This is a genomic window from Nitrososphaerota archaeon (genome assembly GCA_016872055.1).
GTDB lineage: Archaea > Thermoproteota > Nitrososphaeria > Nitrososphaerales > Nitrosopumilaceae > Nitrosotenuis.
This window is the reverse complement of the sequence record VHBH01000002.1, coordinates 149,399-175,320: the sequence shown is the minus strand read 5'-3', so window position 1 is coordinate 175,320 and position 25,922 is coordinate 149,399. Positions and strand designations below refer to the sequence as shown.

The 25,922-nt window shown below is 39.5% G+C and carries 31 protein-coding genes and 1 pseudogene; 13 read left to right on the top strand and 19 right to left on the bottom strand.

What is annotated here, in order from left to right:
- The first annotated feature begins 120 nt into the window (after positions 1–120).
- Positions 121–450 (top strand): P-II family nitrogen regulator, encoded by a 330-nt coding sequence (locus tag FJ354_03090; protein ID MBM3905655.1) that lies wholly within the window; start codon positions 121–123, stop codon positions 448–450.
- Positions 451–643: 193 nt separating this feature from the next.
- Here FJ354_03090 and FJ354_03085 read toward each other — a convergent pair whose 3' ends face one another.
- Positions 644–2,116 (bottom strand): peptidase, encoded by a 1,473-nt coding sequence (locus FJ354_03085; GenBank protein MBM3905654.1) that lies wholly within the window; start codon positions 2,114–2,116, stop codon positions 644–646.
- A gap of 136 nt (positions 2,117–2,252) precedes the next feature.
- Between FJ354_03085 and FJ354_03080 the strand changes: the two genes are divergently transcribed.
- Positions 2,253–2,681 carry a universal stress protein gene (locus tag FJ354_03080; GenBank protein MBM3905653.1) on the top strand — a complete coding sequence of 143 codons (429 nt, stop codon included), beginning with the start codon at positions 2,253–2,255 and terminating at the stop codon, positions 2,679–2,681.
- 338 nt (positions 2,682–3,019) lie between these two features.
- Here FJ354_03080 and FJ354_03075 read toward each other — a convergent pair whose 3' ends face one another.
- Entirely contained in the window at positions 3,020–3,433 is a 414-nt protein-coding gene (locus FJ354_03075; GenBank protein MBM3905652.1) for a phosphoribosyltransferase, read from the bottom strand.
- Positions 3,434–3,565: 132 nt separating this feature from the next.
- Between FJ354_03075 and FJ354_03070 the strand changes: the two are divergent.
- Both FJ354_03070 and FJ354_03065 read left to right on the top strand, forming a co-directional pair.
- Positions 3,566–3,828: pseudogene (locus FJ354_03070) on the top strand (universal stress protein).
- Between the two features lie 38 nt (positions 3,829–3,866).
- Positions 3,867–4,622, top strand: coding sequence for an SDR family oxidoreductase (locus FJ354_03065; protein ID MBM3905651.1), 756 nt, complete (start codon positions 3,867–3,869; stop codon positions 4,620–4,622).
- 227 nt (positions 4,623–4,849) lie between these two features.
- Here the strand turns inward: FJ354_03065 and FJ354_03060 are convergent, their stop codons facing one another.
- The 7 genes from FJ354_03060 to FJ354_03030 all read right to left on the bottom strand — a co-directional run bounded on the left by FJ354_03060 (position 4,850) and on the right by FJ354_03030 (position 9,061).
- On the bottom strand, positions 4,850–6,178 hold the full coding sequence (locus FJ354_03060; GenBank protein MBM3905650.1) for a UbiD family decarboxylase: 1,329 nt from the start codon (positions 6,176–6,178) through the stop codon (positions 4,850–4,852).
- Positions 6,175–6,507, bottom strand: coding sequence for a hypothetical protein (locus FJ354_03055; protein ID MBM3905649.1), 333 nt, complete (start codon positions 6,505–6,507; stop codon positions 6,175–6,177). The genes FJ354_03060 and FJ354_03055 overlap by 4 nt, the downstream gene beginning before the upstream one ends.
- A gap of 17 nt (positions 6,508–6,524) precedes the next feature.
- Positions 6,525–6,944 (bottom strand): hypothetical protein, encoded by a 420-nt coding sequence (locus FJ354_03050; protein MBM3905648.1) that lies wholly within the window; start codon positions 6,942–6,944, stop codon positions 6,525–6,527.
- A 230-nt stretch (positions 6,945–7,174) separates the two neighbouring features.
- Complete coding sequence (locus FJ354_03045; GenBank protein ID MBM3905647.1) at positions 7,175–7,798, bottom strand: pre-16S rRNA-processing nuclease YqgF; 624 nt, start codon at positions 7,796–7,798, stop codon at positions 7,175–7,177.
- A gap of 62 nt (positions 7,799–7,860) precedes the next feature.
- On the bottom strand, positions 7,861–8,214 hold the full coding sequence (locus FJ354_03040; GenBank protein MBM3905646.1) for a hypothetical protein: 354 nt from the start codon (positions 8,212–8,214) through the stop codon (positions 7,861–7,863).
- 35 nt (positions 8,215–8,249) lie between these two features.
- Positions 8,250–8,591, bottom strand: a complete 342-nt coding sequence (locus FJ354_03035) for a transcription factor (GenBank protein ID MBM3905645.1) — start codon at positions 8,589–8,591, stop codon at positions 8,250–8,252.
- The gene (locus FJ354_03030) at positions 8,588–9,061 is read right to left on the bottom strand and encodes a queuine tRNA-ribosyltransferase (GenBank protein ID MBM3905644.1); all 474 of its coding nucleotides are present in this window, start codon (positions 9,059–9,061) and stop codon (positions 8,588–8,590) included. Before FJ354_03030 ends, FJ354_03035 begins: the two co-directional genes overlap by 4 nt.
- 171 nt (positions 9,062–9,232) lie before the next feature.
- Between FJ354_03030 and FJ354_03025 the strand changes: the two genes are divergently transcribed.
- The 5 genes from FJ354_03025 to FJ354_03005 all read left to right on the top strand — a co-directional run bounded on the left by FJ354_03025 (position 9,233) and on the right by FJ354_03005 (position 13,519).
- Positions 9,233–9,595 (top strand): hypothetical protein, encoded by a 363-nt coding sequence (locus FJ354_03025; protein MBM3905643.1) that lies wholly within the window; start codon positions 9,233–9,235, stop codon positions 9,593–9,595.
- A gap of 395 nt (positions 9,596–9,990) precedes the next feature.
- Complete coding sequence (locus FJ354_03020; GenBank protein ID MBM3905642.1) at positions 9,991–11,037, top strand: phosphate uptake regulator PhoU; 1,047 nt, start codon at positions 9,991–9,993, stop codon at positions 11,035–11,037.
- Positions 11,038–11,050: 13 nt separating this feature from the next.
- Positions 11,051–12,181 (top strand): GTPase HflX, encoded by a 1,131-nt coding sequence (hflX, locus tag FJ354_03015; GenBank protein MBM3905641.1) that lies wholly within the window; start codon positions 11,051–11,053, stop codon positions 12,179–12,181.
- Complete coding sequence (locus tag FJ354_03010) at positions 12,171–12,698, top strand: tRNA (cytidine(56)-2'-O)-methyltransferase (GenBank protein ID MBM3905640.1); 528 nt, start codon at positions 12,171–12,173, stop codon at positions 12,696–12,698. The genes hflX and FJ354_03010 overlap by 11 nt, the downstream gene beginning before the upstream one ends.
- A gap of 305 nt (positions 12,699–13,003) precedes the next feature.
- Positions 13,004–13,519, top strand: a complete 516-nt coding sequence (locus FJ354_03005) for a transcription factor (GenBank protein MBM3905639.1) — start codon at positions 13,004–13,006, stop codon at positions 13,517–13,519.
- On the opposite strand, the gene FJ354_03000 is transcribed toward FJ354_03005, so the two are convergent.
- From FJ354_03000 to FJ354_02975, 6 genes are all read right to left on the bottom strand, one after another.
- The gene (locus FJ354_03000; protein ID MBM3905638.1) at positions 13,510–14,160 is read right to left on the bottom strand and encodes a 2,5-diamino-6-(ribosylamino)-4(3H)-pyrimidinone 5'-phosphate reductase; all 651 of its coding nucleotides are present in this window, start codon (positions 14,158–14,160) and stop codon (positions 13,510–13,512) included. The genes FJ354_03005 and FJ354_03000 overlap by 10 nt on opposite strands.
- Entirely contained in the window at positions 14,147–15,322 is a 1,176-nt protein-coding gene (locus tag FJ354_02995; GenBank protein ID MBM3905637.1) for an amidohydrolase family protein, read from the bottom strand. The genes FJ354_03000 and FJ354_02995 overlap by 14 nt, the downstream gene beginning before the upstream one ends.
- Positions 15,313–16,068, bottom strand: a complete 756-nt coding sequence (locus tag FJ354_02990; GenBank protein ID MBM3905636.1) for a GTP cyclohydrolase IIa — start codon at positions 16,066–16,068, stop codon at positions 15,313–15,315. Before FJ354_02990 ends, FJ354_02995 begins: the two co-directional genes overlap by 10 nt.
- Positions 16,065–16,478, bottom strand: coding sequence for a 6,7-dimethyl-8-ribityllumazine synthase (ribH, locus tag FJ354_02985; protein MBM3905635.1), 414 nt, complete (start codon positions 16,476–16,478; stop codon positions 16,065–16,067). The genes FJ354_02990 and ribH overlap by 4 nt, the downstream gene beginning before the upstream one ends.
- Positions 16,479–17,153 carry a 3,4-dihydroxy-2-butanone-4-phosphate synthase gene (gene ribB / locus FJ354_02980; GenBank protein MBM3905634.1) on the bottom strand — a complete coding sequence of 225 codons (675 nt, stop codon included), beginning with the start codon at positions 17,151–17,153 and terminating at the stop codon, positions 16,479–16,481. It lies immediately after the preceding gene.
- A gap of 72 nt (positions 17,154–17,225) precedes the next feature.
- Positions 17,226–17,816 (bottom strand): riboflavin synthase, encoded by a 591-nt coding sequence (locus FJ354_02975; GenBank protein MBM3905633.1) that lies wholly within the window; start codon positions 17,814–17,816, stop codon positions 17,226–17,228.
- Positions 17,817–17,890: 74 nt separating this feature from the next.
- Here FJ354_02975 and FJ354_02970 point away from each other — a divergent pair, with 74 nt between their 5' ends.
- Together FJ354_02970 and FJ354_02965 are read left to right on the top strand one after the other, a co-directional pair.
- Positions 17,891–18,493 (top strand): nitroreductase family protein, encoded by a 603-nt coding sequence (locus FJ354_02970; GenBank protein ID MBM3905632.1) that lies wholly within the window; start codon positions 17,891–17,893, stop codon positions 18,491–18,493.
- A gap of 44 nt (positions 18,494–18,537) precedes the next feature.
- Positions 18,538–19,392, top strand: a complete 855-nt coding sequence (locus FJ354_02965; GenBank protein MBM3905631.1) for a proline dehydrogenase — start codon at positions 18,538–18,540, stop codon at positions 19,390–19,392.
- Between the two features lie 226 nt (positions 19,393–19,618).
- Here the strand turns inward: FJ354_02965 and FJ354_02960 are convergent, their stop codons facing one another.
- From FJ354_02960 to FJ354_02950, 3 genes are read right to left on the bottom strand one after another with little or no spacing between them, the layout of a single operon-like run.
- Positions 19,619–20,419, bottom strand: a complete 801-nt coding sequence (locus FJ354_02960; protein MBM3905630.1) for a transcriptional regulator — start codon at positions 20,417–20,419, stop codon at positions 19,619–19,621.
- 46 nt (positions 20,420–20,465) lie between these two features.
- A complete protein-coding gene (locus FJ354_02955; protein ID MBM3905629.1) occupies positions 20,466–21,116 on the bottom strand; it encodes a hypothetical protein in 651 nt (216 codons plus the stop codon).
- Positions 21,117–21,118: 2 nt separating this feature from the next.
- Entirely contained in the window at positions 21,119–22,501 is a 1,383-nt protein-coding gene (locus FJ354_02950; GenBank protein ID MBM3905628.1) for an NAD-dependent epimerase/dehydratase family protein, read from the bottom strand.
- Between the two features lie 377 nt (positions 22,502–22,878).
- Here FJ354_02950 and FJ354_02945 point away from each other — a divergent pair, with 377 nt between their 5' ends.
- Positions 22,879–23,724 (top strand): histidine kinase, encoded by an 846-nt coding sequence (locus tag FJ354_02945; protein MBM3905627.1) that lies wholly within the window; start codon positions 22,879–22,881, stop codon positions 23,722–23,724.
- Positions 23,725–23,747: 23 nt separating this feature from the next.
- Here the strand turns inward: FJ354_02945 and FJ354_02940 are convergent, their stop codons facing one another.
- Positions 23,748–24,260, bottom strand: a complete 513-nt coding sequence (locus FJ354_02940; protein MBM3905626.1) for a DUF1722 domain-containing protein — start codon at positions 24,258–24,260, stop codon at positions 23,748–23,750.
- A gap of 132 nt (positions 24,261–24,392) precedes the next feature.
- Between FJ354_02940 and FJ354_02935 the strand changes: the two genes are divergently transcribed.
- Positions 24,393–25,715, top strand: a complete 1,323-nt coding sequence (locus FJ354_02935) for a deoxyribodipyrimidine photo-lyase (protein ID MBM3905625.1) — start codon at positions 24,393–24,395, stop codon at positions 25,713–25,715.
- Positions 25,716–25,922 lie beyond the last annotated feature (207 nt).

Here is a 25,922-nt window from a genome sequence, read left to right as displayed (position 1 = left end):
ATATTTTTTAGTATATGAACTTACGTCAAAAATTCATAACTGATTATCATTTGATTATCGAATGTCATAACTCTGGAAATAGAAAAAAGATATTTTACCGTGTGAATAATTTGAAAAAATATGATAAGAATCGAAGTTATTTTGCCAAAAAACGAGGTAATGTCGATAAGCGAGGGCCTCAAGGAAATCAATGTTGGCGGCCTGACAGTGTCAAAAAAGCGAGGTCGCGGAAAAAATCCAGGTCCTGAAATTCACGCATCAAAGGGAACTGAGGTATTCATTCCGCAATTTTCAGACAAGTATGTCCTTGAAATCATCGTTCCTGAAAACATGGAGGAAAAGTCAATCCAAATAATAAAACAAAATGCCACGCTTGGTAAGATTTTCGTGCACCCAGTCCTCCGTACATACGACATCAAGACTGGTGACGAAGGCGACAAGGTAATCTAGAATTTACCAACCAGAACTCGTCAGTATGAAAAATTATAACATCTCTCTGTCGGTGTAATGTAACATCCAGATCCGACAGAGCTGTTTGTATTTGACATGTAACTGTGAGATTTTGTGTTGACATGAAAGGAGTTGTGAGATTTGATTTAAAATCAATTGTTTATGAGCACAAAAACAATATGTGATGAATTTCTTACTTGGTGGTTGTAGGCTTTGCGGTTTTTAGTTTTTTCTTGTCATCTTTTTTCTTTGTGTCTTTTTTCTTTGTGTCTTTTTTCTTATCCTTACTGACATCCTTTTTGGTGTCTTTATCAGATTTAACATTAGATTTTGGCTCTTCTGATTTTACTTGGGACGCTGTATCAGAAATACTAAACTTGACACTGGCTGGAACATATGGATCAAAGTCAACCAATCCGCGTCCAATCAGATACATCTGTAGTGTGTATTCACCTTTGGATGGAATTGTAATTAGTCTAGAGTCAGCTCCGCTTGGCAATGGGATTCCAAGAATAGAACCGCTTCCAGTGTTTACGTAAAATTCATTTCCTTTGGAATCTTTGACGCTTAGTGCATATCTGATGTCTTTTGCCAGTGAACCAGATGAATCAAAGAACGCTATACTAAACGAGACATCCTTGCTTGTACCATATCTTGGATCATATGATACTATTGCCTTGTAACCATTTGAGAACTTGATATCAGTTGATTTGAGTGAGACGTTGTCAGGTGTAATTTGTACAATCATTGTATTTTTGTCGGTTACTTTTTTTGCAATCATCTTTAGCTCTTCGCTAGTAACAGCAAGATGAAGTGTGTTTGTGTCCTTGCTACCATATGTGTCAATGCTCAGACTGCTTGCAAAAATCGGTACTCCGTTTATCGTGCCCTTGAAGCTGTTGATATTTTGGAATGGCGCAAATGATTTTGGAATCTCAATGTCGGTTCGCACCAGTGTTGTATGTTGTGCATGTTCCCAGTGGAAGGGCATGAAAAATGTTATTGTTTTAGTGGATTCTGAAAACTCGAAACTAGTTATTTTATCTTGAAATGCACGTACGGTGACTGGTGTTTTTCCTGTTGCCGTGGCAAGTGAGAATTGTTGTTCAGATGCAATGTTGATTTTTGTCTCAAACTTAATGTCTTCTGTGGTCTGGGTTTTTGGATTTGTTGCGCCAATGATTGAAACTTTGACTGTGTATTGTCCTGGCTTGTCAAAGACTGGGCCCCGCATTATTGGAGTGCTGGTACTAGTTGATTCCAGTGCGCTAGGAACTATTGGATCCTTATTTCCTTCGTATTTTGTGCAGCGCCAGACTTCTTTTTCTGCGCATTCAGATTTTGGCTGGACCTTGACTGTAAGCTCGCCATCTGCATCATAGAACATCTGAGCTGCAAGTAATGTTTCGCCTGAAAATATCTGGACGCGGTATGTTACACGTTCTATGTTGGTGTTAGTCTTTGAGTCAAAGAATCGCACTTTTAGCTTTGCTGATGAATCCTTTGTAGGATTGAAGTCAGCAGGATCAAGTACGGCGGATATTGTTACGTCTTTGCCACCAAAGCTCACTGGCGGGGCAGCTGAGCCCCCATGGTGTTGAGCATATGCAATATTAACTGTAAAAATCGTCGCCAAAAATGCCGCCAAAACTAACAACTTGTACAATTAATCATTTCAGCTTCGAAGCGATATTAAAAACTAATTCATGATTCATCCTGGAATAATTTCATAGACGATAAACAGATTCATTTTTGATTATCAAAACAAGACATTTAAATTGAAAAGGCCAAATTCGCACATCATGGTAGAAAATCAGATCAAGCGAATTCTTGTTCCAATGGACGGCTCAAAGCCCTCGGAGAAAGCACTAGATCAGGCAATTGAGGTTGCGCGGGCAACACACGCCACCATATTGGGAGTAAATATTATTACATTTCTGCCAGCAGAATTCAGGCCGGCAGTAGCGCCATACAAGATTTACCAGAAAAAGGAAGCTGGATTGTTTTTGGAAAAGGCAAAGTACCGAGCTGCAAAGCACGGTGTTCTTTTTTCATACGCCATATTATATGGCAATCCAGTAGACCAAATAATTGGAGTTGTAAAAAAGAAGAAAATTGATCTTATTGTTATCGGGGCGCGTGGAAAGGGGCGTGTGATGGAATTGTTTCTAGGCAGCGTTTCAAATGCAGTATTGCATAAATCCCAGATTCCAGTATTATTGGTAAAATGACATACTAGAGAATTCTGGTGTCGCACTGAATACTACAAAAAAGACTAATAAAATCTGCGGAAACCCAGATGGGAAAAGAACACGTCGAGCAAATAAGATACTCCGGTAAGAGTGAGCATCCTTGTTTTGTGTTTACAAAAACCCTCGTGTGTATTGACGGATCCAAATACTCACTCAAGGTAGTAAAAATTGCGTGTGAGCTTGCAAAAAAGCATAGTTCAACACACTCAATAATCTAGTAGTGGACAAGAAGGTAAAATCTAGCGTTCTGGTAGAGGCTCTAATTCGGAAATGCGACGATAACTTAGCAAATACTCTTGCGAATGAGGCCGAGGTTACTAGTGTTCCTCATAAGGCATTCCGTGCTCAAATCTGTCCCAAGGATATACAATGTATTCGGTGTCGCGCGTCAGTTCTGCATATACTAGCTGTTTCGGATAGTTGTTTTTTCTTCTTGCATAAATGGTAGCAAAGACCAACTCGTCCGGACTTTCTGCACTCTGTATTATTTTTCTAAATGTCTGGCCGGAATCGTATATGTCGTCTACAAAAAGCGAGTCTTCTGGTATTGACTCTCCATCGACTAGGATTTGCTTTATTCCTAGCCTGTCTGCTAACAGTCTTGCTGGAACCATGCCACCCCTGCTAATAGTGGAGATTGTCTTGAATTTTTTTCCATGCAGCTTTGTTACTAGCTTTGTGGTTGCTGATTCTATCTCGCTCCAGTTCTTGTATTCGTATACTTTACCCAATAGATCTAATTTGTAGAATATGATTATGACCTTGTCGGTTAATCTCAGGACTGAAACTCATGCCTGATAATATTGCCTACGGTTTATGTAATTTTAATTGGGAATTGTAGTGTAATTTGCACCAAGAAAGTTATGGCACCACTTGACGGCTCTGATAACTCTTTTAGGTTACTAGATGCTGCAATTTTTCTTGCAGAAAAAACAATATCTATCCAAGCAAAATCATCGCGAACGGGACGCCTATCTATATGATGCTAAAATACGCAAAAAGCAACAAGAATGAACTAATTGTGATTGACTCACTTGGTCACAGCAAAGTAAGGGAGTTCTTTTTGGGAAGCGTATCGAATTATGTCTTGCACAAATCCATCATACCAGTGTCGTTAGTCAAGTGAGCACAAATGATTTAAGATAATTTGGTGTAGGTAAAATCATGAAACTCAAAAACAAAATCGCAATAATAACAGGTGCATCAAGCGACATTGGCGCAGACATGTCCAAAAGATTTGTAGAAGAAGGCGCCACGGTTGTAATGCTTGGGCGTAACCTAAAATCTCTGGAAAAGGCACGCGCATCAATTAATGGAAATGCCGTATCGATGGCGTGCGATATTATGAATAATTCTCAGGTCCTCAGCACAATAGACCAAGTAGTAGACCAGTACGGCAAAATCGACATCCTAGTCAATAATGCCGCAAAAATAAACGACGCAATTCATTTTCATCAAATGAAGGACTCGGATATTTCCGATCTAATAAACACAAACATCCTAGGAACACTGAATATCACTAAAGCAGTCATATCCAAAATGCTTGACAACAAGAGCGGCGCCATCATAAATATCGGCTCTATATCCAGTGAGCGTGCAATCCCACGGGTTCACCTGGCGGTATATTCAGCTACCAAGGCGGCAGTTTCCATGTTTACAAAATCCATTGCGGTTGAATATGCAAGAAAAAACATTAGATGCAATTGCCTAAATCTTGGAATCATAAATGCCGGCATGATCAAACCGTACCTCGAAGACTCACAGGCACGTAAAGTGCTCGAAGAGCGTCAACCACTAAACAAAATTGGTGATCCAGAAGATGTCTCCAAGGCAGCAATATTTCTGGCATCGGATGATGCCAGGTGGATTACTGGAACCATATTAAACATAGATGGCGGAAAATCTGCATCTGAAGGATAGCTAGTACGGAGCTATCTGACTGTTCCATCAAGAACTCTGTTGATGGATTGCGCGACAGTTCATAAAATCATCTATTGTTGCCCTTACTATCTCAATATTATGATCCATTGTATCATCCGCGGAATCTAGAATTACCTCTACAAACAGATAGTTGACGATAAATCACCAAGCACTTTTGCGTTTAACTTACATGGTATAATCACCAGTGATTTAAAAAATACTAATCATCACAGATACTTGTCTAGTGGGAATTTTTTTGCGCCAGAGATTTTTGCTATTTCAAATCCCTCTTGTCGCTTGTCAAGTGGTCTTGTTGCATCAATTCCAAGCTTGGCAGTGAGTAGGTTTTTCTGATCACTTGATGGATCCAGACTGGAGCCGCGTACCTTTTCTATTATGTCGAGGTTTCTGTCTGCTTGGAATCGTGTAGCCATTGCGTATTCTACTTGGATTGGATCAGATGGATCAATATCATCATCAACTACTGTTACCATTTTCAGGGAACGATGGGCTGCAAATGTTTCTGCGATTGTCTTTTTGCCGTCGTCCTTGTTTTTCTTTGATATTTGTACAACAGCGTGGAGCCAGTTGCATCCACCATCTGACATTACAACTTGTTTTGTTTGTGGAATTTTCTTTTTGACGTCTCGATTTAACTTGGATTCAATTGGCATGCCCATAAGCAGTCGGTGTTCTGCAAATCCTGCCAAGATATCGTGAAATATTGCATTATTCCTATAGTAGAGATTTTCCAGCTCAAAGACTGGCTGTGCTCTGACAAAATCATATGTCCTTAACATTTCCACCATCCACTCGTTGTGAGTTTTATCAGAGAGAATCTTGCCTTCCATAACGATTTCCGTTCCAGACGGAACGATCCTTCCAGAATATGGTAATTTGGTCAGCGTCAGCTTGCCGTCCAAAATTGCATTTGCTATCTCTAGCTCATCTTCTCCCCATTCTGCCTGATATGCACCTGCAATGGACACTGCTGGGTGAACGCCGACTGTAATTGCTACTTTGAGGTCTTCTCCATGTTCTTTGGCATCCATAAATGAGCGGTGTAAATGCCTACCCTCTACCATTCGAACAGAAAAGTGTGTTTTGTCTATTGGCATCAGTCTGTGAAATGACGAGTTTTGTGTCTTTTTCTCATAGTTTTGCGAGTAGATAATAGAAGACGTGATAAATGGTCCCGATTCTTTTTCAAAATGAGTAACAATAGGAAGTATGGACAGGTCGCGCGACTTGTTCTCAAAGAACTTGCCAGATGGTGTTACCTTGGGCTTTTTTGCATGTGAAATAGCAGAGATTACCTTTTGGTGAATTGTATCTTCTGTGCAGGAGACTGCCTTCGCAAATCTGGCCCGATTCCCAACCAGATTTGCGACCAGTCGTAATTTGCTTTCGCGAATATTCTCAAATAGAATTGCGTTTGAGCCGTCTACTTGTGCAGTAAGAGATGCAATTTCAAATTTAGTAGAGACCTTTTTGGATATGGTATGCAGCTGGCCCATCTTTTTTACTAGACCAATGTAGCTACGCAGGTCCGTCATTTCCTTATTGCCTCTGTTATCTTCTCAATTAGAACCTTGCCTGGGCCTGTACCGAGTTCTTTTTGTGCAGAGAGTGAAACAACGCAAATGCCACGAACCTCGGATGCCATCTTTTGCGATATCAGTTTTAGAAACATCAGGTCAGCCCGTATTGGAATAATCTCAGACGATACCGGTGTAGGTCCTGTTGCAATTGATATTATCATACCACCGATCCGCATCGGACCTTCAGAAATTGAAATGAAAAAAGCGTTTTCGTACTTTAAGATTTTGACATCGAATTTCCGATTTTCTGTCTCCACAGTAATGCTGTGGTCAGAACTTGACATTAAATGCCAGATGAGACTTATGCCTTTATTGCTATCGTTTCTTCTGTGGTAGTCTTAACTGAATCAGTTTTGGATGCCTTGGTTACTCTTGGCTTTCTAGTTGTAGTTTTAGCAGTTTTTACTTTTGCTGCTCTTACCTTTTTTGGTTTGGCTTCTACAACTATTGGCTCTTCGACTTCGACAGTCTCTTCCACTTTTTCAATGGAGTTGATTCCAGTTGCTTCTTGAGCTTCTGCTTCGACTCTAGCGCGCAGCTTGGCCTTGTATTTGAGATTTCGTGGTTTTGTTCTCAATCTGTATCCACAGCACGGGCACCATAGTCCTTCCCATTTGATGAAGATTTCACAAATTTGACAACGTCTTTGACCTGAAGCATAACGTCCAGTTCCTACTGGCTTTTGTGCCTTGTATCTGGAGCAAATTCCCTTACATGTCATATTTTGTCAATGCAATATAGGAATCGTAAATATTTAAGCATAGATCCATATTTTTTGCATATTTTTATGGAAAAAAATATAGAAATTTTAACTGATCTGATAGAACTGCCTGATCAATTTGACAAAAACTCGAAAAGTTATATAAATATCTAACGATTTTTTTACGCACGAGATAATACGTACTTGGAGCCTGAATTTGGGTTGTTTCCGGGTGTTTTTTTAATTTAGACCTAGCCAGTACGCGATAACGGCAACACAAAGTGCCTATAACCTTCTCTTTGCGCAATGACCCTAGCTGAGAGCATGTCGCGCTTGCCACGCTTGTTGTAGTTTTTGATTTTCTTTGTTGTCTTTCTCTCATCTACAAATTCCAGCTCAAAGTGAGAACAGAATTTGAGGTTTAGTTGTGTGGTGATTTGTTTTGCTACCTGCATGTTACCGTTTCCAATTCGCACCAGCTTACGCTCTGCTCTAAGGCCACCGAGGATTTTTGCGACGTGGGATGCTAGCTCTTCTGGAGACGTGTATAATCCGCACTCTATTTCCCTGCCAAAATAGCTTACAGATATGCCTATTCGTTGTCCTGGATCTATTCCAATTAGAAGCTCGGATTGGTTTAGTCCCGACTCAAGCTTTTCTATAATAATTCCCTGGATTACAGCTGGATCCTGCTGGAGAATCTCCTCGTTTAAGATTGCTTGGCTTGCATATCTAGGTGATTCGTCTTCTGTTGTAAATATGAGATTTCCCCGGTATGTTGGGATTTGATCTGGTACGATGGAGTCGTATTCTAGGTTCAAAAACTTAAGTGCTTTGACAAACTGAAAGTAGGATTTACCCTGGGTGGTGGCAATACCAATACGATATTGTTGTATGCTGCTGATACTGTCTATGATATAATTTGCGATTTAAGCCTTTACGGCTTGAGAATTGTTGACACTACGCTGTCAACTGCTTCATTAAACTTGGAATCTATATTTGCCCGGGTTTTGTCCAGCTTTGCTGCGCCGTCTGCTGCTATCTTCTTTGCCTGGCTTTCCGCTCTTGCCCTAGTCTCTGAGATCATGGCTTCTGCCTCTAGCATTGCCATCTGAGTTACCTTTTCTCTAAGAGAGTCGATCTCTTTTTGGGCGCGGGTATTGAGACTTTTTTTCATATCTGCCACCTTGATGTTTAAAGAATCCAGATCGTCCTCTAATTCTGCTAGGGACTTGATAATTTTGCTTACCTTTGAATCTGCAACTATGCTTTGGGATGGCGCATCCTTCATCAGCTAAAACCCGCCCGTACGGCTAATTAAATTCTTCATTTTGTGGTAAGAAGTAAGATTGCTCTCGATAGATCCCCGCCGGTCTCCTTTAGGGCGTTTGTTGCCACCTCGGGGGTTACATTTGCCTGACTGCATATCAGCATGATATCGTCTTCTGAAAAAATAGGAGTCTCTAGATCCTTTTCCTCATAGGAATCCGCAATAACCTGAAAAATGGAATTGTCTTTTGACTTCATTTCTGTAACTGCCGGTTTTGTAATTATGATTTCTTTTTTGTCGGTTTTTATGATTACCTCCTGGACGTTACTGAGCTCCTTCATGTCTAGGCCCATCCTATCCAGCATTCTTCGCATTTCGCGATTGCCTCCGCGCATCATGTCTTTTTTTGCTCCAAACTATTTTTTAAACTATCTCGCACCTTGATCGCAACTCCGCGCTTTAGTGTGCCCATCATATTTGAGTTTACAATTGCGCGCCCCACCGCAATTACTTGATTTTGGTATAATACCGGAACGTCTGCACCAATGAGTATGTTTTTGCCAGCCCAGGTAACATGCTTGCAGAAAACCGACTTGCCGTCCCTAACGAATGACGCAGAATCGTCATTTACCTCGATGCAGTTTTGGCGGAATTTTTTGTTCTTGAGCAAAATTTGTGCAAAATACGGCGAGATTGCTAGGCCTCCGTCAATTCTCAGAGTGCAGAGCAGTTGTTTGTCATGGTATACTTCTCGAATTCTGCCTGTCTTTTTGGAAAATGTCATATCTATTTGTTTAGGAAGATTCTTTGATATCCCGTATCCAAAGAGTGCGTCTATTGTGTGCTTTAGTTTCACTACTGGGTCCAATGATTATTCTTGTATAATTCCATTAATATGTCAAAATGCTATTTTGGTTGAGATAACGTAAAGATTGTCGGTTTATTCTTTACGTAAATTGTTCCACCATGTTGATCTATGATATTTTAGACAGTGGTAAGGCTTTAATCTAGTTTTTTGAGCCTATATTTGGGGGAGAAGTTGTATCGTCAGTACAGTTCACTGGTAATATGCAATCACATCCTAACACTTGATGAGTCCATTAGATTTGTAGGGCGAATCAAGGACAAAAAGATAGTTGCATTTGCGAGAAACACATCCAAAGCTGCGCTATTAGACTCGGAGTTAGGCAATATGGCACATTACTGGGCATCAATTAAGGCAGGAGTGGAGGAAATGTTTGACGGACCATTAGGTAAAACAAACTGGATGATTACTGCAAAAGAGCGAGTAAAGCTTGTAACATTATTCCTAGATGATGGTTTGCTCATATTTTCGCTGGAAGTGGATTCGAATCATGACGAAATAATCAAAAAAATCCAAGGCCTGAATACTTCATTTTAGTTGTCCTAAACAAGTTTGTGATTGATATTCTCGTATCATAAAATATGATCATTTGTATTACTGAAACTTGGAAAGTTGGGTTTTATCCATTCGCCTAGTTCGAATCTATTTCTAATTGCTGGATTGTGGAATGATAGACTTTGATCCTCATATCGTTATGTTGTTTGCACTCAGTAGGTAACATGCATTGAAAAGTCATGAGCCCTAAGTGAAACATGACCAAGGAGATCCCAATTCAATAGAATCAAAATTTCTATTTACATGATTCTTGTTCTGTGGAGTATCTACTTTGTAAATAGGCATACCATATGATGATAGATTTGTAAAATATACGTCTGAGCTTGCGAGTATATGTGAAGAGCACATCTATATAGATAAATTAAATTCATGTAGTTATGTCAGACAAAGAAGAGACAAGACGGATACAATTTACCGGAAAATCCTCCTATATAGTGTCATTACCAAAACAGTGGATTATGGAGTTGGGCCTAAAGCAAGGAGACCAAATAACCATAACTCGGGAGGGAAGATCAGCACTCAAAATAATTCCATCCAAAGACCAGATTAAATCATCACATGGTGAAGAGGCAGTTTTAGAGATAACACGCGAAGATAACAATGCTGCAATTATTCGCAAGATGGTGTCGTTATATTTTCTTGGCTACAAGATAATTCAAATAAAGCCAAAGGGAGACAGGCTCCAACCAGGTCAGAGAGCTGCAATCAAGTCAGCAGTCAAGGGAATGTTGATGGGTGGAGAAATAATTTCAGATTCTGTCGATGGTATAACAATCCAGGTCATGGTGAATTTATTAGAATTAACTGTTGATGGTGCCTTTAAGCGAATGCTTCACTTGGCAAAATCAATGCTCAATGACGCACTACTTGCGGTAAGAGAGGCAAACTTGGAGCTTGCAAAAGAAGTAATCGACTCTGATGACGAAGTGGATAGATTTGGATTTTACATTATTAGACAGTTAAAGATCGCAATACAAAACGAGTACATGCTGCATGAAATGGGCTTTACAAATGCACGACAGTGCCTCGGGTATAGACTGATTGTCAAAAACATAGAGCGAACAGGAGACCATGCAGTACTGATTGCCAAGGACATGCTGGAATTCAAAGAATCAGTCAGAGAAGATGCAATGAATAAAATCGAAGACTTGAACGACTTTGCAATATCTGTCTTGGACCAAGCATGTCTAGCATTGTTCAAAGAAGACTTTGCGCAGGCAGAAAAGGCAATTGAAATGGCATCAGAATTATCAAAATATGAAAAAAGGATAATCGAGTCAGTCAAGGCCATAAAAGACGAAGAAGAGGCGTACAGAATTAGAAGAATGACGGAAAACATTGCAAGAATTGCGGAATACGCGTCAGATATTGCAGAAATCGTACTTAACATGAATGTAGAAAAGTTGTTAAGAATACGACCATAGTCGGAATTATACAATGCTAAGCGCGATTCTAATCACATATGATAATGAAGACGCCATAAGGGAGGCCTATGGTCTTTGTGAGGCCGCTGGCTACAAAGTAGACAAGCTGGTTCGCCAGAAATTTCTCAACAAGGCAAGATATGGAATTGGTGAGGGTAAGATGTTAGAGATAAAAGAAATCTCAGACAGAATAAAGCCAGATGTTCTAATATATGATGAAATCCTCAAGCCGAGTCAGAACTACAACTTAGCATCAAAGCTCAAAATCAACATACTGGACAGAGAATCGCTAATCTTGGAAATCTTTGAGAGGCGTGCCACAAGTTCCGAATCCCACTTACAGATCAAGCTGGCCCAATTCAGATATGAAATGTCAAGGGCAAAAGAAAAGGTTCGACTGGCTAAGCAGGGCGAGCAGCCGGGATTCATGGGAATTGGAATGTATGAAGTGGATTCGTATTACAATGACATTCAAAACCGAATGAAATCGGTCAAGGCCAAGCTGGAAAAGATGGGTAAGCAGAGGGCGCTACATCGAGAAGCGAGGAGGCGAGTCGGCCTCAAAACAATATCGCTTGCAGGCTATACTTCTGCAGGCAAGACAACCCTGTTTAATTTGCTAACAGGTGAAACAAAGCAGGAAAGTCCGGAACTATTTACAACACTATCTACTACAACAAGAAAGGTCCTAATCGAAAAAGACCCAGTTCTGATTTCCGACACAGTTGGATTCATCTCTAAATTACCAGCATATATGATAGAGGCCTTCAAGTCAACACTAGAGGAGCTCAAGTACGCCGAAGTAGTAATCGTGGTAATCGACATTTCCGATTCAGAGATGGAGCTGCGCAAAAAATACCGGAGCTGCCTCAAAACCATGGCTGATCTCGACGTAGACCAGGAACGTGTAATCTATGCCCTAAACAAGTCGGACCTAGTAGAGCCAGACCAAATATTACAAAAAGCGGAATTCATTGGGCTAATAAACAGCAAAAAATGGGTACCAGTCTCCGCAGTAACTCAACAAAACATTCCAAAGTTGCTAGAGCTGGTCAAAAAAATGATCTCCAATCCCCCGCAGCAAATAAAAGAAATCCCAAGAAAGCAGGACCTGACCAAGTTTTATGAACAAGATGATGATTGAAGTACTGCGAATAGGACAAAGATTGGTCCGAGATGACAGGGTCACAACCCATGTTGCTCTGGTGTCGCGCGCATTTGGCGCCAAAAAAATCTATATGAATGAGATAAACCCGGAAATCAAGGAAACGCTCTCCAAAGTAAACAAGTCCTGGGGAAGCCACTTTGAAATAGAATACATTGAGAACTGGCGCACATTATTAAAATCAAAGAAAACGAACGGCGCAAAAATAGTCCACCTCACAATGTATGGCCAAAACATCAATTCTCTACAAGCAAAAATTGGAAAGGAAAAACAAATTCTGATTGTAGTAGGCGCAGAGAAGGTTCCGCGCGACGTCTATGAAAACGCCGACTATAACGTGGCAGTCGGAAACCAACCCCATTCGGAGATCAGTGCACTGGCAATAGTGTTAGATAGAATTCAGGGCGGAGCTCAGTTTGATTCCAAATTTGATGGCGGTAGATTACAAATTATACCATCAGAAAAAGGAAAGCAGGTAGTCTCAAAAAAATCCTAGCCTGGCTCGACCCATCCGCCACAAGACGAGCAGATAAGCATCCCTTCATCGTCTTCGTATGTCGGAGAGCCTGGAGGGCATTCGCATTTGGAGATTTCCATACATAATTTTGGATTTTAAGTTATTTTAGGAATGCCGGAGTAAAATCAAACATTTGTTTGATATTTTGGACTTATTTACTCAAAATACAAAGGGTTTGCCGGTGGAACATATTGCTTCTACCCAAAGCAAAGGATGTTGAATCCCTCAATCAGCATCCTGCTTTTCTTCGCAGATATTAAATATACAAAACAAGCCATGAGAATATGGTCGAGTCGTACGAAGACCCATTTGTTAGAATTTCTGCAATGATTGGAGGAGATGAATATCTCAAGGTTGCGCGTGCTTTGCTCAAGGCAGAAGACGCAACCGATGAGGAAATAGCAAGCTCGACTGGGCTTAGAATCAACATGGTAAGAAAGGTCCTCTATGACTTGTTTGGCAAGGCACTCATCACGGGGATTCGCGTCAAGGACGAGCGAAAGGGGTGGTTCGTATACAGGTGGCGCTCAAGAAAGGACGAAGTAGAAAACTTTATCGAAAACCAGAAAAAGAAAATTTCAGAGCGACTACAGCAAAGACTTGACTATGAAAACTCGTCACAATTCTATCACTGTGGAAATGAGGATTGCCCAAGGCTCACATTCGAGACAGCACTGGAACAATTCTTCAAGTGTCCAAGGTGTAATGGTGTAGTGAATCTCAAGAAAAATGACAAGCTCAAAAAAGCACTCGAATCAAAGATCACCGACATCAGAAACGACATGCGTCGTCAGATATAGTGTAAAATAATTTCGTTGTTTTGACGCTTGGTTTTGCGCAATTTTAGCCTCAGAGATTTCGATATTGTTGAGAATCCCTCTCCTTCGAGCAGTGTCTTTGCTTCTATTCCTCCAACCAGATATGGCGTTATGGTGACTAGCACCTCATCGACTAGTCCCTGATTTACAAAGTCCCAGTTTGTGGTTCCACCGCCCTCCAGTAGAATAGTTTTGATTTTTGCCTGGTGTAAGAATCTCAAAAGAGGTTTTAGCTCGACTTTATTTTTGCCTACTATTATGACATCCACTGGGAATCTTCCAAGTCTTTCCAAGTTTTTGCGCGGTGCCTTTTTCGATACAGCAATAATGGTTGGAACATAATACGAGGTCTGGATTATTTTTGAGCCAGTTGGAATCTGCCCCATAGAGTCCAGAACTATTCTTACTGGGTTTTTGCCAATTACATGCCTAACGGTAAGCATTGGATCATCCTGAATAACGGTGTTTTTGCCAACAAGTATGGCATCTACTCTAGAGCGCAATCTGTGAATGCGCTTTATGTCCTTTTTAGACGACAGTGTCGAGTCTCCAGTCCTACTAGCTATTTTGCCGTCCAGTGATATTGCAGCAGACATGATCACATGCGGCCTAGAGCTTGCCATGGATTATTTTGCCTCCGATCATTATTGCAGAGATTGCAGTTTCATTTGCCCTGTGAACAATGCTTGCATATGGATTGTGCATCGGCTCTAAGTCCAGCGAGTGCTTTTCAAAGAATATTCCGTCTGCCAAAAATCCGGGCAGAATTGAGCCTATTTTCTTGCCAAGTAGTACTCCGCCGTTTACTGTTGCCATTTTGAGTATTTCCTTTGGATCAATTCTTTTTTGGTGTATCCCCATGTGTGCCTTCCATAGATATTCCATTTCCCGAAACATGTCTGGCGAGTTTATCATGACATTGTCTGTCCCAATTCCTATTGTACAACCCGCCTTTGCCATTACCTCAAAGTTTGGTATCCCTTCTGCCAAAGACGAGTTTGCCCTAGGGCAAATTACAATTCCACGTGTCTTTCTTGCCGCCTTTTTTAGATCGTCCATTCCGGCAAACGTCATGTGCACCAAAAAGTGCGGGTTTAGCTGCAATGCTCGAGACGTCTCTGTTTTTTTGGTGATTTTTTTGGATGCTGCCATGCTTTGTTTTGTCTCGGAGCTGTGAATTGCCCTGAGCTTTTTTGTCCTTGAATAATATTGTAATGCAGAATCGCTGTTTTCATTTGCACCGGAGATTCCTATTCCGTCAGCGTTCTTTAGAACCTGAATCAGTATTTTTTTTGTATCATCAGATAGCGGCTGGTTTTTTTTGATCTGTGTTTTATCATGGTATGATTCGACTCTACCCAGAATTATTCCCCTGATTGGGATTTTTTCTAGTGCTTGTCTTAGTAGTAATATGCCTGTTGGACCGCCCTCCCTAAAATCGACAAATGTCGTGGTTCCTTTTTTTATCATGGAATGACAGGAATTTTTCATAAACGACACCAGGTGATCAGGCTTGGTTTGCCTTAGGATTCTCTGTTTTGCCCCCAAAATAGGATGGATTTTGCTGTCTACAGAACCTACAAGCGTTGCGTCTTTTGCTATGGAATCGCCAATGTGCGTGTGCATGTTGATAAATCCAGGCACTAAAAGTAGTCCCTCACAGTCTATTGCATTTCCATTTTTTTGGCCCAGCTTGCCGAACTTGTCGCCAAATATTGGAAGACTAGTTGAATTGATGTATTTTAGATCCCGGCCATAAAGGACGCTGAGATTTTTTAAAAGCATGACAGCTCATAGATTTCCGGTTTTTCTTTTTTGGCATCACGGATTTCTCTAATGGTATCAAGTGATTTTGTTGCGAGCTTGACTGCTTCTCTTGCAGTTCTACCGGTTCCTATTCCACAGTTAAAGTTTATACCAGATTCCTTTTTTGCAATTTCGAGAAATTCTTGCGCGTTTTTCTTTGCGTCGCCGGATGTTACCACCATGAAATTATCGCCTCCCATAAAAAACGCCAGTGATTTTTTTTCCAAAAAGAACTCGGACATTTTTGCATAAATGCCAAAAATGGTAGAAGAGATTTCGTATGGAGACTTTACCTTTCTTTGAGAGGTAATATTTTCCACATCAAAGTGCATTATCGTTACCTTTTGATCAGCAGCACCATTTACAAATCCAAAGATGTGATGGTCTTTGTCTAATACTATTGGGGTTTTTTTGCCCTCGTAAGCCTTGAGATTTGCATCAAAGGGATTGTCAGCATATCCAATTGACATGGATAGCTTGAGCGACGAGACTTGCTCTAGCTTTTGTTGGATTTCAATGTGGTCTGCCAAGGTCAAGCCATTTGTTATTACAAAAAACTCGTCGAACCTGTTTGAGAAGACCAAGCAGTTTTTCTCTGAAAAGAGTTTTTGGATTTCCTTGTACATGTGGGCTTGTAGTATTTGTAATTCATGTTCTCTGTCCGAGCCCAAGGTAAGGGTCCATGGACCATATTCCGTTATTTTGATTATGGTAAGCTGGATCATTGGATTCTTTCCAATTCTTTTGCCAGCTTGAACACTGCCTCCACTGCACGCTCAGAGACAGGCCTGATTCTCGCGTATGCGTGTCGCTCCTGCATCCCAGGACCAGATATACCAAGGGAGACAGGCTTTTTGTGTTTTAGTGAGAGTTCTGTTAGGGATTTTGCCGTGCTATGAGATATGACTTCGTCGTGCTTTGTTTGACCCTTGATTATTGTACCAAGGGTAGCTACTCCATCGATTTCTTTTTTTGAAAGTAATGCGTCCACTATTATTGGCAAGTCATATGCGCCTGGCACCGTACAGGAATACTTGATTGTGATTTTGAGCTCTTTTGCCTTTTCCTGTGCAACAGCTAGCATCCGGGATGTTATCTCGCCATTGAATTCCGCAGTTACTATTGCAATATTCATCTAACGCACCTTTGAGAATTCCAGTAATTCCTTGCCATCGATGAACGGGATAGCATTTTCTTTGGCAAACTTTTGTGCCTTTTCCGGCGTGAGTGCGGAATATGTCTGTCCGTCCATCATCTCGCATATGGCAGTGACCGGTATTAGATTTGCGAGCTGTGCCAAATACACCGACATTTCTGTATGACCTTGCCTTTTTGCAAGCAGCCCATTTGAGGCTAAAAGTAGTGGGACGTGTCCAGGCGTGACAAACGAGGTGATGAATTGGTTTTTCGCATCATCAGAATGGTGCAGTTGCGCCATTTCTTTTATGGTAAGAGCTCTGTCCTTGTCGGTTATGCCGGTGTATGTCTTTCTGTGGTTTATTGAAATTGAAAATGTTGGATGATCCCCATATGGTGCAGTGCCCATTATCATTTTCTTTGAATCAGAGTCAATGTCCCCAGACTGGGATAAAATATTATGCATGTATTGCAGATTTAGCGATTTTGCAAAAGAGTCCTCTATTGCCAGACAAATTAGGCCTCCTGCATTTTGCCGCATTCTTGAGATATGCTCCGGGGTTACGAACTGGGCTGCCACTACCATGTCTACTTCGTTTTCTCTTTTTCCTGAATCATAGAGCAGCACGAACTCGCCTCGTCTCAGCGAAGAGATTGCCTCATCTAATTTCACAATGTGAAATTATTTTGGTGTTATAATAAAGTTTACTAGTAAATTAGTAATTACCACTTTTTTGGTTAAAAATCATTCCTGTTTTAGGAGATATTTGCCCAAAATGTCGGTTTCAATATTAATCTTGTCGCCTATCTTTTTTGTTGAAAAATTTGTAACATCAATGGTATGAGGTATCAGGCAAACTGACGCGAGATTTTTTTTCACATCAACTACTGTCAAGCTGATTCCGTCAATTGCAATAGAACCCTTTTGCACTACAAAGCGTGCCAAATTTTTCGGTACCTCAAACCAGAACTGTACTTCTTTTGGTTTTTTTTCAATTTTTGAAATTGTTCCCACTCCATCCACATGTCCAAGCACAAAGTGTCCTTCCAGTCGCTCGCCAACCTTGAGGCTTCGCTCGACGTTTACGATTCCGCCTACCTTGATGTTTCCAAGGTCAGTCTTTTTTGTTGTCTCTTCGATCATCTCAAAGCTACATTTTGATTTGTCAATTTTGATAACTGTCAGGCAAACTCCGTTTAGCGCTACGCTTTGCCCAAGCTTAAGATCCTTGGAATTTTTGCCAAGGTCCACTGTCATTTGTATGGCACTACGGTTCTTGGTATTTTTTTTTATGTCTAGAACTTTGCCAACTCCCTCAACTATTCCTGTGAACAATTACTGGGGTTGTAGTATTATGGTATAAAATGATTCAGGCAAGCCTTAAAAATAAAACCAAATCCAGTTTTTACATGGATGTCTTTGAGGCAATAGAGAAGCGACGTGCAATTAAGAATTTTGATCCAAATCATGTCATGTCAAGGCAAGAAATAGACAAGATTCTTTCTGCTGCAATACTATCGCCGACATCATACAATATTCAGAACTGGCGCTTTGTTATAATCACAGACAAAGATACCAAGGCAAAGATACGCGCTGCCTCTTGGAATCAGGCTCAGGTCTCCGACGCATCGGTTGTGATTGTGTTATGCGCAGACTTGCTTGCGTGGAAAAAAGACCCCGCCAGATACTGGAAGAACGCGCCAAAGTCCGCTCAGGACTATTTGGTTCCTGCAATAATAGAGACATACGAAGGAAATGAATCGTTCCAACGGGAAGAGGCAATTAGATCTTGCGGGATGGCGGCCCAGACAATCATGCTTGCGTCAAGCGGAATGAACTATGATTCATGCCCAATGATTGGCTTTGTGCCAGATGAGGTAGCAAAAATAATCAACCTACCTTCTGACCACACAATAGTCATGATGGTAGTAGTGGGAAAGGCACTAAAGCCGGCAAATCCAAGGGGTGGACAGCTGCCGCTGGGCGAAGTATCAGTAAACGAGCATTTCTAGACAAAATTTTTACATGTCAAAACCGTGATTTTACTATGGCATTAATGGAAAAGATTCTCTTTGGTGTTGCAAAACAATGGATTGCGGGCGATACTATCGATGACGCATTGAGTGCTGCCCAAGTCTCTTACAAAAATGGAATGAGTGTCATAATCAACAAGCTAGGTGAATACCACACATCAAAGAACATCATAGAAAACACCATCTCTGAATATAAGACAATAATTAATTCATTTAGGAAATGGAGGGTAAGTGGCGCAATATCTGTAAAGCCGACCCAAATCGGCCTGATGAAAAGTAAAAAGGAATGCCTGACTAATTTAGAAATTCTGATCAGGGCTGCATCCCAATCCCAAACATTTGTCTGCCTAGACATGGAATCGTCAGACCACACGGACGAGACAATCCAGATTTACGAAAATTTGCTTGCAAGATACGAACGACTTGGCATTGCAATACAAGCAAATCTGATGCGAAGCCAAGGCGATCTAGCAGACTTGCTCTCAAAGGGGGGTAAGATACGGCTAGTAAAGGGCGCATATCGCGAAAACTCTGATGTTGCTCTAAAATCAAAGGAAAAAATCGATCAGAATTACCAGAGATTGATGAAAATTCTCTTCGAGTCAGGTAACGAGTTTGGAATTGCTACTCATGATAATACTATGATCAGTTCCGCAATAACGCTGTCAAAAAAGTACGAAAAAAAATTCGAATTCCAAATGCTTCGAGGAATTAGGGATGAGCTAAAACCAGAACTGATCAAAAAAGGGTTCTCATTATCCGATTATATTCCATATGGGACTAACTGGCTTCCTTATTCCATTAGGCGCTTAAAGGAGAGAAAGAGGAATATTTTGCTTTTGGGCAGCTCGTTTTTGTCCCATAAAATGGGCACGTGAAATCACACTTGAAGGTTATGTAGGAAAAATTTGCATTTTGGAACAATGAAGACATCTGGAATCATTCTGATTGTGATTATTGCAATGCCGGCTTTGCCTTTGTGGAATTTTTTGTCGAACTAGTAAATCCTCCGATAAATCTTGTTGGGATATTCTTTTCTTTGTTCTAAGCATTGGCGTAGGTGCCGGAATCTACACATTCCTAGCTATAAGCTAGTAATTTTTTCTATTCTTTCAGCTTTGATTCCTGGAATATTTCAGATTCATACCAGTTATACCGGAAATAATCTAGGCACCACTCATGAAACATTGAATCTGTGCTGTAAAAGGTCTCGGTCAGGTCTGCCTCTCCTTGAGCATTTGGAAATGCAACACTTGCCTCTTTTTCGTTTAAAACAATCAGAGTCTGGATTGTCTTTTTCATCTTTCTCTCAATTAGTCCTTTTTCTATGAGACTATCGTAGTTAAGCTTCGCCAAGAGTTTTTTTCTTCCCTTAGGAACAACTGTAGATTCTGATAAAATATAGTTGAACTTTACACCCTTGGAAATTTGCTTGACTTTGGGCTCGATAAAGTCCAGTGGGATTTCTGTTAGTATTTCGTAAATGTACTGGTTTGCGTTTTTGTAAATTGACTTCCACTGCTCTAGTACCCTAGATACACCCTTAATGTGCGTAAAGTTTGCCAACTGGCCAATTCTCATGATAAACTTGGGTGGAATATCTCCAAAATTATGATCCTCAAAATATTTTCTGTTTCTTGATAGAAATATGATGGAGGGTGTTTGCGAGCAAATGGTCTTACCATATGTAGTTAGAGTGAAAAATCCATCCATACTTTTAGTTATAAATCCCCCATCCTCTAGTCGAGTGAAATTTCTGTGAACTTCTTGCACTGTAGCGCCAATATCCTTTGCCATGTTTGTGATTTTGGATTTTTTCTCCAACAGTCGGAAAATTATTTGCAGTCTTTGTTGACTTGAGAGATCTAGAAAGTTATTTGCTGCCTCTTCGTACAGGTCAACCATATGGTTGATCAGTAATTATCCTAGATAAAAAACAATATCAAGAATTCTACTTGATTTTTACTCTCTTTATTCGCCTGACTGTGAATAAAATTGCAAAGCCGATTGCCGCGGTAAATCCCAATATCATATACCCAAAGATGTTAGTCATTGACTGGACTGCATTCATGCCAAAAAATTCAATGTTTATTTTTGGAACTAATACAAGTGCATTGAGAAATTCTGGTGCTGGAAATTTTTCCTCAAATCCTGTCACCAGTACATATTTTGCGTTCTCGTCTCCGCTAATTATGATTGTATAAATTCCTGCAGGAATTGGGGTCCTAATTGAAGGTCCTGCCAAATAATCTGCATTTCCAAAATCCTCGTGAAATCTGGTCCAATTATGGCCTTTACCTTCAAGGTGTGCTATTATGAAGCCTTTTTTGTCAATTAAATCGACAGATAAGTTTGTGCTTTGATTTGGCAGATCTGGTACTTGTAAGCTCAGATACATGTCTATTTCACTATTGGAACTAATTGCATAGTATTCTGGGGTTTTTTCTAGTCTGCCGTAGTAGGCCTTGGAAACCTCTGGCTCTTCAATTAGTATGGGATTAGTATCAGAGCTGGCTAAATCCGTAACAAGTCTTGGCTGGTGTGCATATGCATCCAAAACAAATGGAACAAGTAATAAGAAAAGAATTAGGGCTTTTTTCACTTTTAGACTGGCCTGCCTCGATTCTGCTTTGATTGGATCTTGTGAAATACATTATGCGAGGCACCTACAGTCAGACATGCAAAAGCAATTCCGATAAAATTACGTATTGTCATTTCGAGGTTTGGCTGTCTAGCAATTACAGAGTCCTCAAATACCAGATAGTAGTTATCAAAGAGCCAGAAAGGCAAAGTTATCCATGATAATACTCCGGCAATTAGATAGCCCAGCCTTGTCTTATTATTTACAAATATTATAGAGCTGATAATTGCAATGTACCAAATTCCAGAGAGTGTTAGCCATATAGGACTGTACACTTCAGGTCGGTCATCGAGCCAATAATAGGTCGTACCTATTATTCCCATTGAGAGAACAGATAACATTAACAGTTTTTGGTTAAGAACAAAACTGGTTCTGCTATCCCGTATCTCTTCAGCTGGTGGATTTACCTTCATTTCCTGTGTTGCTATGTGAATTGCTTGTCTTAGTGATTTGAGCTGAAGTGGAATTATCTTTGTTATAGAATCATTTTGAACTATTGTATCGTGGACTAGGCTATCAATTAACGGTCTTGCAAGAGACGCCTTTACAGGAGTTACTAGATCAATCCAATATGAAGAAAGTTTTGTGGTAAGAAACGGAATTTGTATAACAAAGAGATTTTTGTTAAGATATGCAGAATAAAGTCTCATTAATTCTTCATACGTGAGCTTTTCTGGTCCTCCAATATCATATGTATTGCCTGCAGTTTCTGGTTTTTCCATACATCCAATCAAGTATTCAACTACATCATCTACAGAAATTGGTTGAGCCAATGATTTTACCCATTTAGGACAAACCATAACTCTAAGTCGTTCAACCAGATATCGAAGCATTGCATATGAGCCACCACCCGCACCAATTATCAATGAGGCTCGAAGTTGAGTAACAGCAACATGACCCGAAGCCAAAATATCTCCAACATCTTTTCTACTTTTCATGTGCGGAGATAATTCGAGGCTTTCATTAACTAGCCCACCAAGGTAGATTATTCTTTTTACACCAGCTTTTGTTGCTGCTTGTAAAAAATTCTGTGCTTGTATTCTTTCTCTAGCAGCAAATTGCTTCCATTGAGTTTTATCTCCTTCCATAGAATGAACCAAATAGTAAGCCGTCTCTACACCTTGCATTGCTTTTTCAAGTTCGTCCATTTTGAAGAGATCTGCTTGGACGAATTTTAGATTTTGATTATTTTCTTTAGGTTTTCTAGATAATGCCTTGACAGTATAACCCCTACTTACTAAAGACGAAACAAGACGTGAACCAATGAAACCTGTCGCACCGGTAACTAGAATATCATAAGGCTGAGATTGGGTGATTTGGATCGTCTGCGTATTTTGATTCAACATTTGATTACCCCTAATTGTTTACTTTTATTGGTACCTACTGAACGCCCAATTATTGTGGTTATGCTAGCTGTTACCAACCATAGAAGCCCGCCAAGAATTAGCGGTTGACGTATTTCAAACATTGAAGGAGATGCTACCAGAAATCCAACTCCAAGAGCCCCCAGACCAATTCCAGTACCGATCAGTATCTTATCCAAGAGTAATACCTCCCAGTTTTTGTGATTTTTGTTTCACATTGGTTTGATTATTTTTAGACATATAAACAAGTGACAATTTTTGTGTTCTAGTGCCAATTTTCTAAATCCATTATTACTACAAAATTAGCACTAGGGTTTTTATTTAGCACTATTTATTAATTTAACAATTATACTATTTTTGTGGTTTACATTAGAGCAAAAACAGTTAAGGGTGAAAAGTATCTTTATTTAGTAAAAAGCGTCTGGGATTCAAAAAAGAACACGTCTAGACAAGAGACGATCAAGTACCTAGGCAAAGCAGCGCAAATAACTAAGGATGACATACCACCAGATTATAGAGAAGACAAAAAAATTATCGCGTATCTTTCATCCATTGATACTGTTTCTATAGCTGAAAAAGACGAGTTACTTGCAAAGCTCAAGGGCCAATTATACAATTATCTGATAAAGGGAGATTTTGACTCAACAAAGCAGCTTTACGACACATATTCGGCAACATCTGGTAAGCCAAGCTTTTTTGAAAAAATTCTCACACCAGTAATGTATCAAATTGGTGAAGATTGGGCAAATGATAAACTTGGAATTGCAGATGAGCATGTCGCAAGCAACATTGCAAATACTCTTGTCAAAATGGCTAGCAGTAAATATACAGATGTTCGACCAAAAAGAAAAATTGTAATCTGTGTACCCGAGGGTGAAGAACATAATTTAGGTGCAAACATATTGGAAACTCATCTAACTAGCATCGGCCATCGTGTTTACAATCTGACTCCGACTGAGCCTCACGACTCCATTGTTAGTTTTATTGGAACCACAAAGCCAGATTCAGTTATTATATCAATTACATTAGAAGATAATATCAAACCTGGACAGAGATTAGTCAAGAAAATACTAGATCGTTATGATGTACCAGTTTATGTTGGTGGTCAGGCTTTAAAAAATGATAAAGTCAAATTTGATAATGCTCAAATTATTCGTGAAAATAGCCTGAAGAACATAGCAAAAATTATCTGCAGTAAAAAATGATTAACTGATAGAATTGCAAATTACTATTTAACAGAAGTTTGTTTAGGATTCGATACTGTTACATAAAGAAGAAAATATGTTTGTCTAACAAGATAGGTCTTTTGGAATCTTCTAGTAAGATCATCTAACAATAAAAGTACGTTGTTAAGGCTTGTTTTGCCCAATCTATAATCTTCTATTATTTTTCGAAGTATCAATTTTTCCTCCATTGTCATATCTTTTTTGAAATAACCAGAGATTTTTTGTAGTACATTAGAATGAGACTTTGTAGTTGGTTCATTTTTGAGAGCAATCTCTAAAGTTTCACCATATTTCTCAAGGACAATGGATAATGGAAGATCATCATGATTCGCTATTATGTTACCAAGAATCCTAGCATAGTTAGGATTATGAGCCATTAGAAGAAATTTGTTAACAGAATGAAAATGAATTATGGCATTAATGTTAGTAGCATCTTTGATTTCTCTAAAACTATTTCTTATAAATTCGCAAATTTGTTTATGATTTAGATCCTCGCTGTTTACTTTTTTACTCAATATAATAATAGTTCAAAATTGGTATTTTAGGTAAGAAGGATGAGCGGGATGATTGGCACTAGGTATACAAATCATCATAATTTTTATTGAATTTTAAATGGTTCACATAGTGATGAAAATAGTTCACGAAACATGAAATTTAACACGTCGGTATTCATATTTACCCGAGACTTGCGCATTGGCGACAATGTTGGTCTTATTGAGGCATGTAAAAACTCGGATCAAGTAATCCCATGTTTTATTATGAACCCGAAAATCATCAAAAGAAAATCATACAGACTACAATTTTTGCTTGATTGTTTAGAGGACTTAAAAAGAGATTTCGTAAAGAGAAAATCCACATTACATGTTTTACATGGAGATTACGATCAGGTATTACAAAAAATAACTAAACTGCAAAAAATCGATGCAGTTTTTGCAAATCAGGATTTTACTCCGTTTGCAAAAAAAAGGCAAGAACAGATTACGCAATTCTGTATCGCAAATAACATACCATTTCATCAGTATGTAGATCATCTAATGTATGACCCTAACATAATACAAACACAACAAGGAAAACCATATACGGTTTTTTCCCAGTTTTTTAGGACTGCAATCCAAATTCCAGTTGGAAAGCCCAAACAAAATAACTTTACAAACTTTCATACACGATTATTAGACGATCATGATTTAACTTCAAATCAAATTAGCCAGATCAAAGGAGGTAGAAAAAATGGACTACTAACTCTAAAAAATATTAAAAATTTTATTGATTATGAAATAAAAAGAAATTATCCCGAATATCAAACTACAATGCTTTCTGCACACAATAGGTTTGGTACAATATCAATCAGAGAACTATACCATACAATATCAGACAAACTTGGAACGCATCACACACTAATGAATGAGATTCATTGGAGAGAATTCTTCAGTCATGTTTTGTATCACTTTCCACAGGTAAACAAAAAAGCGTTCAGGCAAAACTATTCCACCATATCGTGGAAATACAACAAAATTCACATTGATGCTTGGAAAATTGGTAGAACTGGTTTTCCGATTGTCGATGCCGGTATGAGGCAGCTTAACAATACTGGATTTATGCATAACAGAGTACGCATGATTGTTGCCTCTTTTTTGAGCAAAGATCTGCACATTGACTGGAAGATAGGAGAGAGATATTTTGCGGAAAAGCTTATTGACTATGATTTGGCAGTAAACAACGGTAATTGGCAATGGTCTGCATCTACGGGTTGTGATGCACAGCCATGGTTTAGGATTTTCAATCCGTGGAGACAGCAAAAAAAGTTTGATTCAGAATGCAAATACATAAAAAAATGGGTCCCTGAGCTAGAAAAATTATCTGCAGATCAGATACACAGACTGGAAACAGAATCATTTGACATAGACTATCCAAGACCCATAGTCGATCATTCAAAAGAATCGAGAATTGCAAAACAAATGTTTCAACATTAAACACGATATAGATTTGTATTACATGTAACAATACTATACGTGGGTAAATTTTCCAAAATTGAGCCATCCTACATTTCAAGGGATGGGTGTAGATTAGTTTGGGAAGAAATTGACGAGGATGATTCCGATGTTGTTGTACTAAATAAAGAAGAGTTGGATTCTCTAACTGAGATTCTAGCAAAAAACTCTACAGGTAAGGTTGAGCTT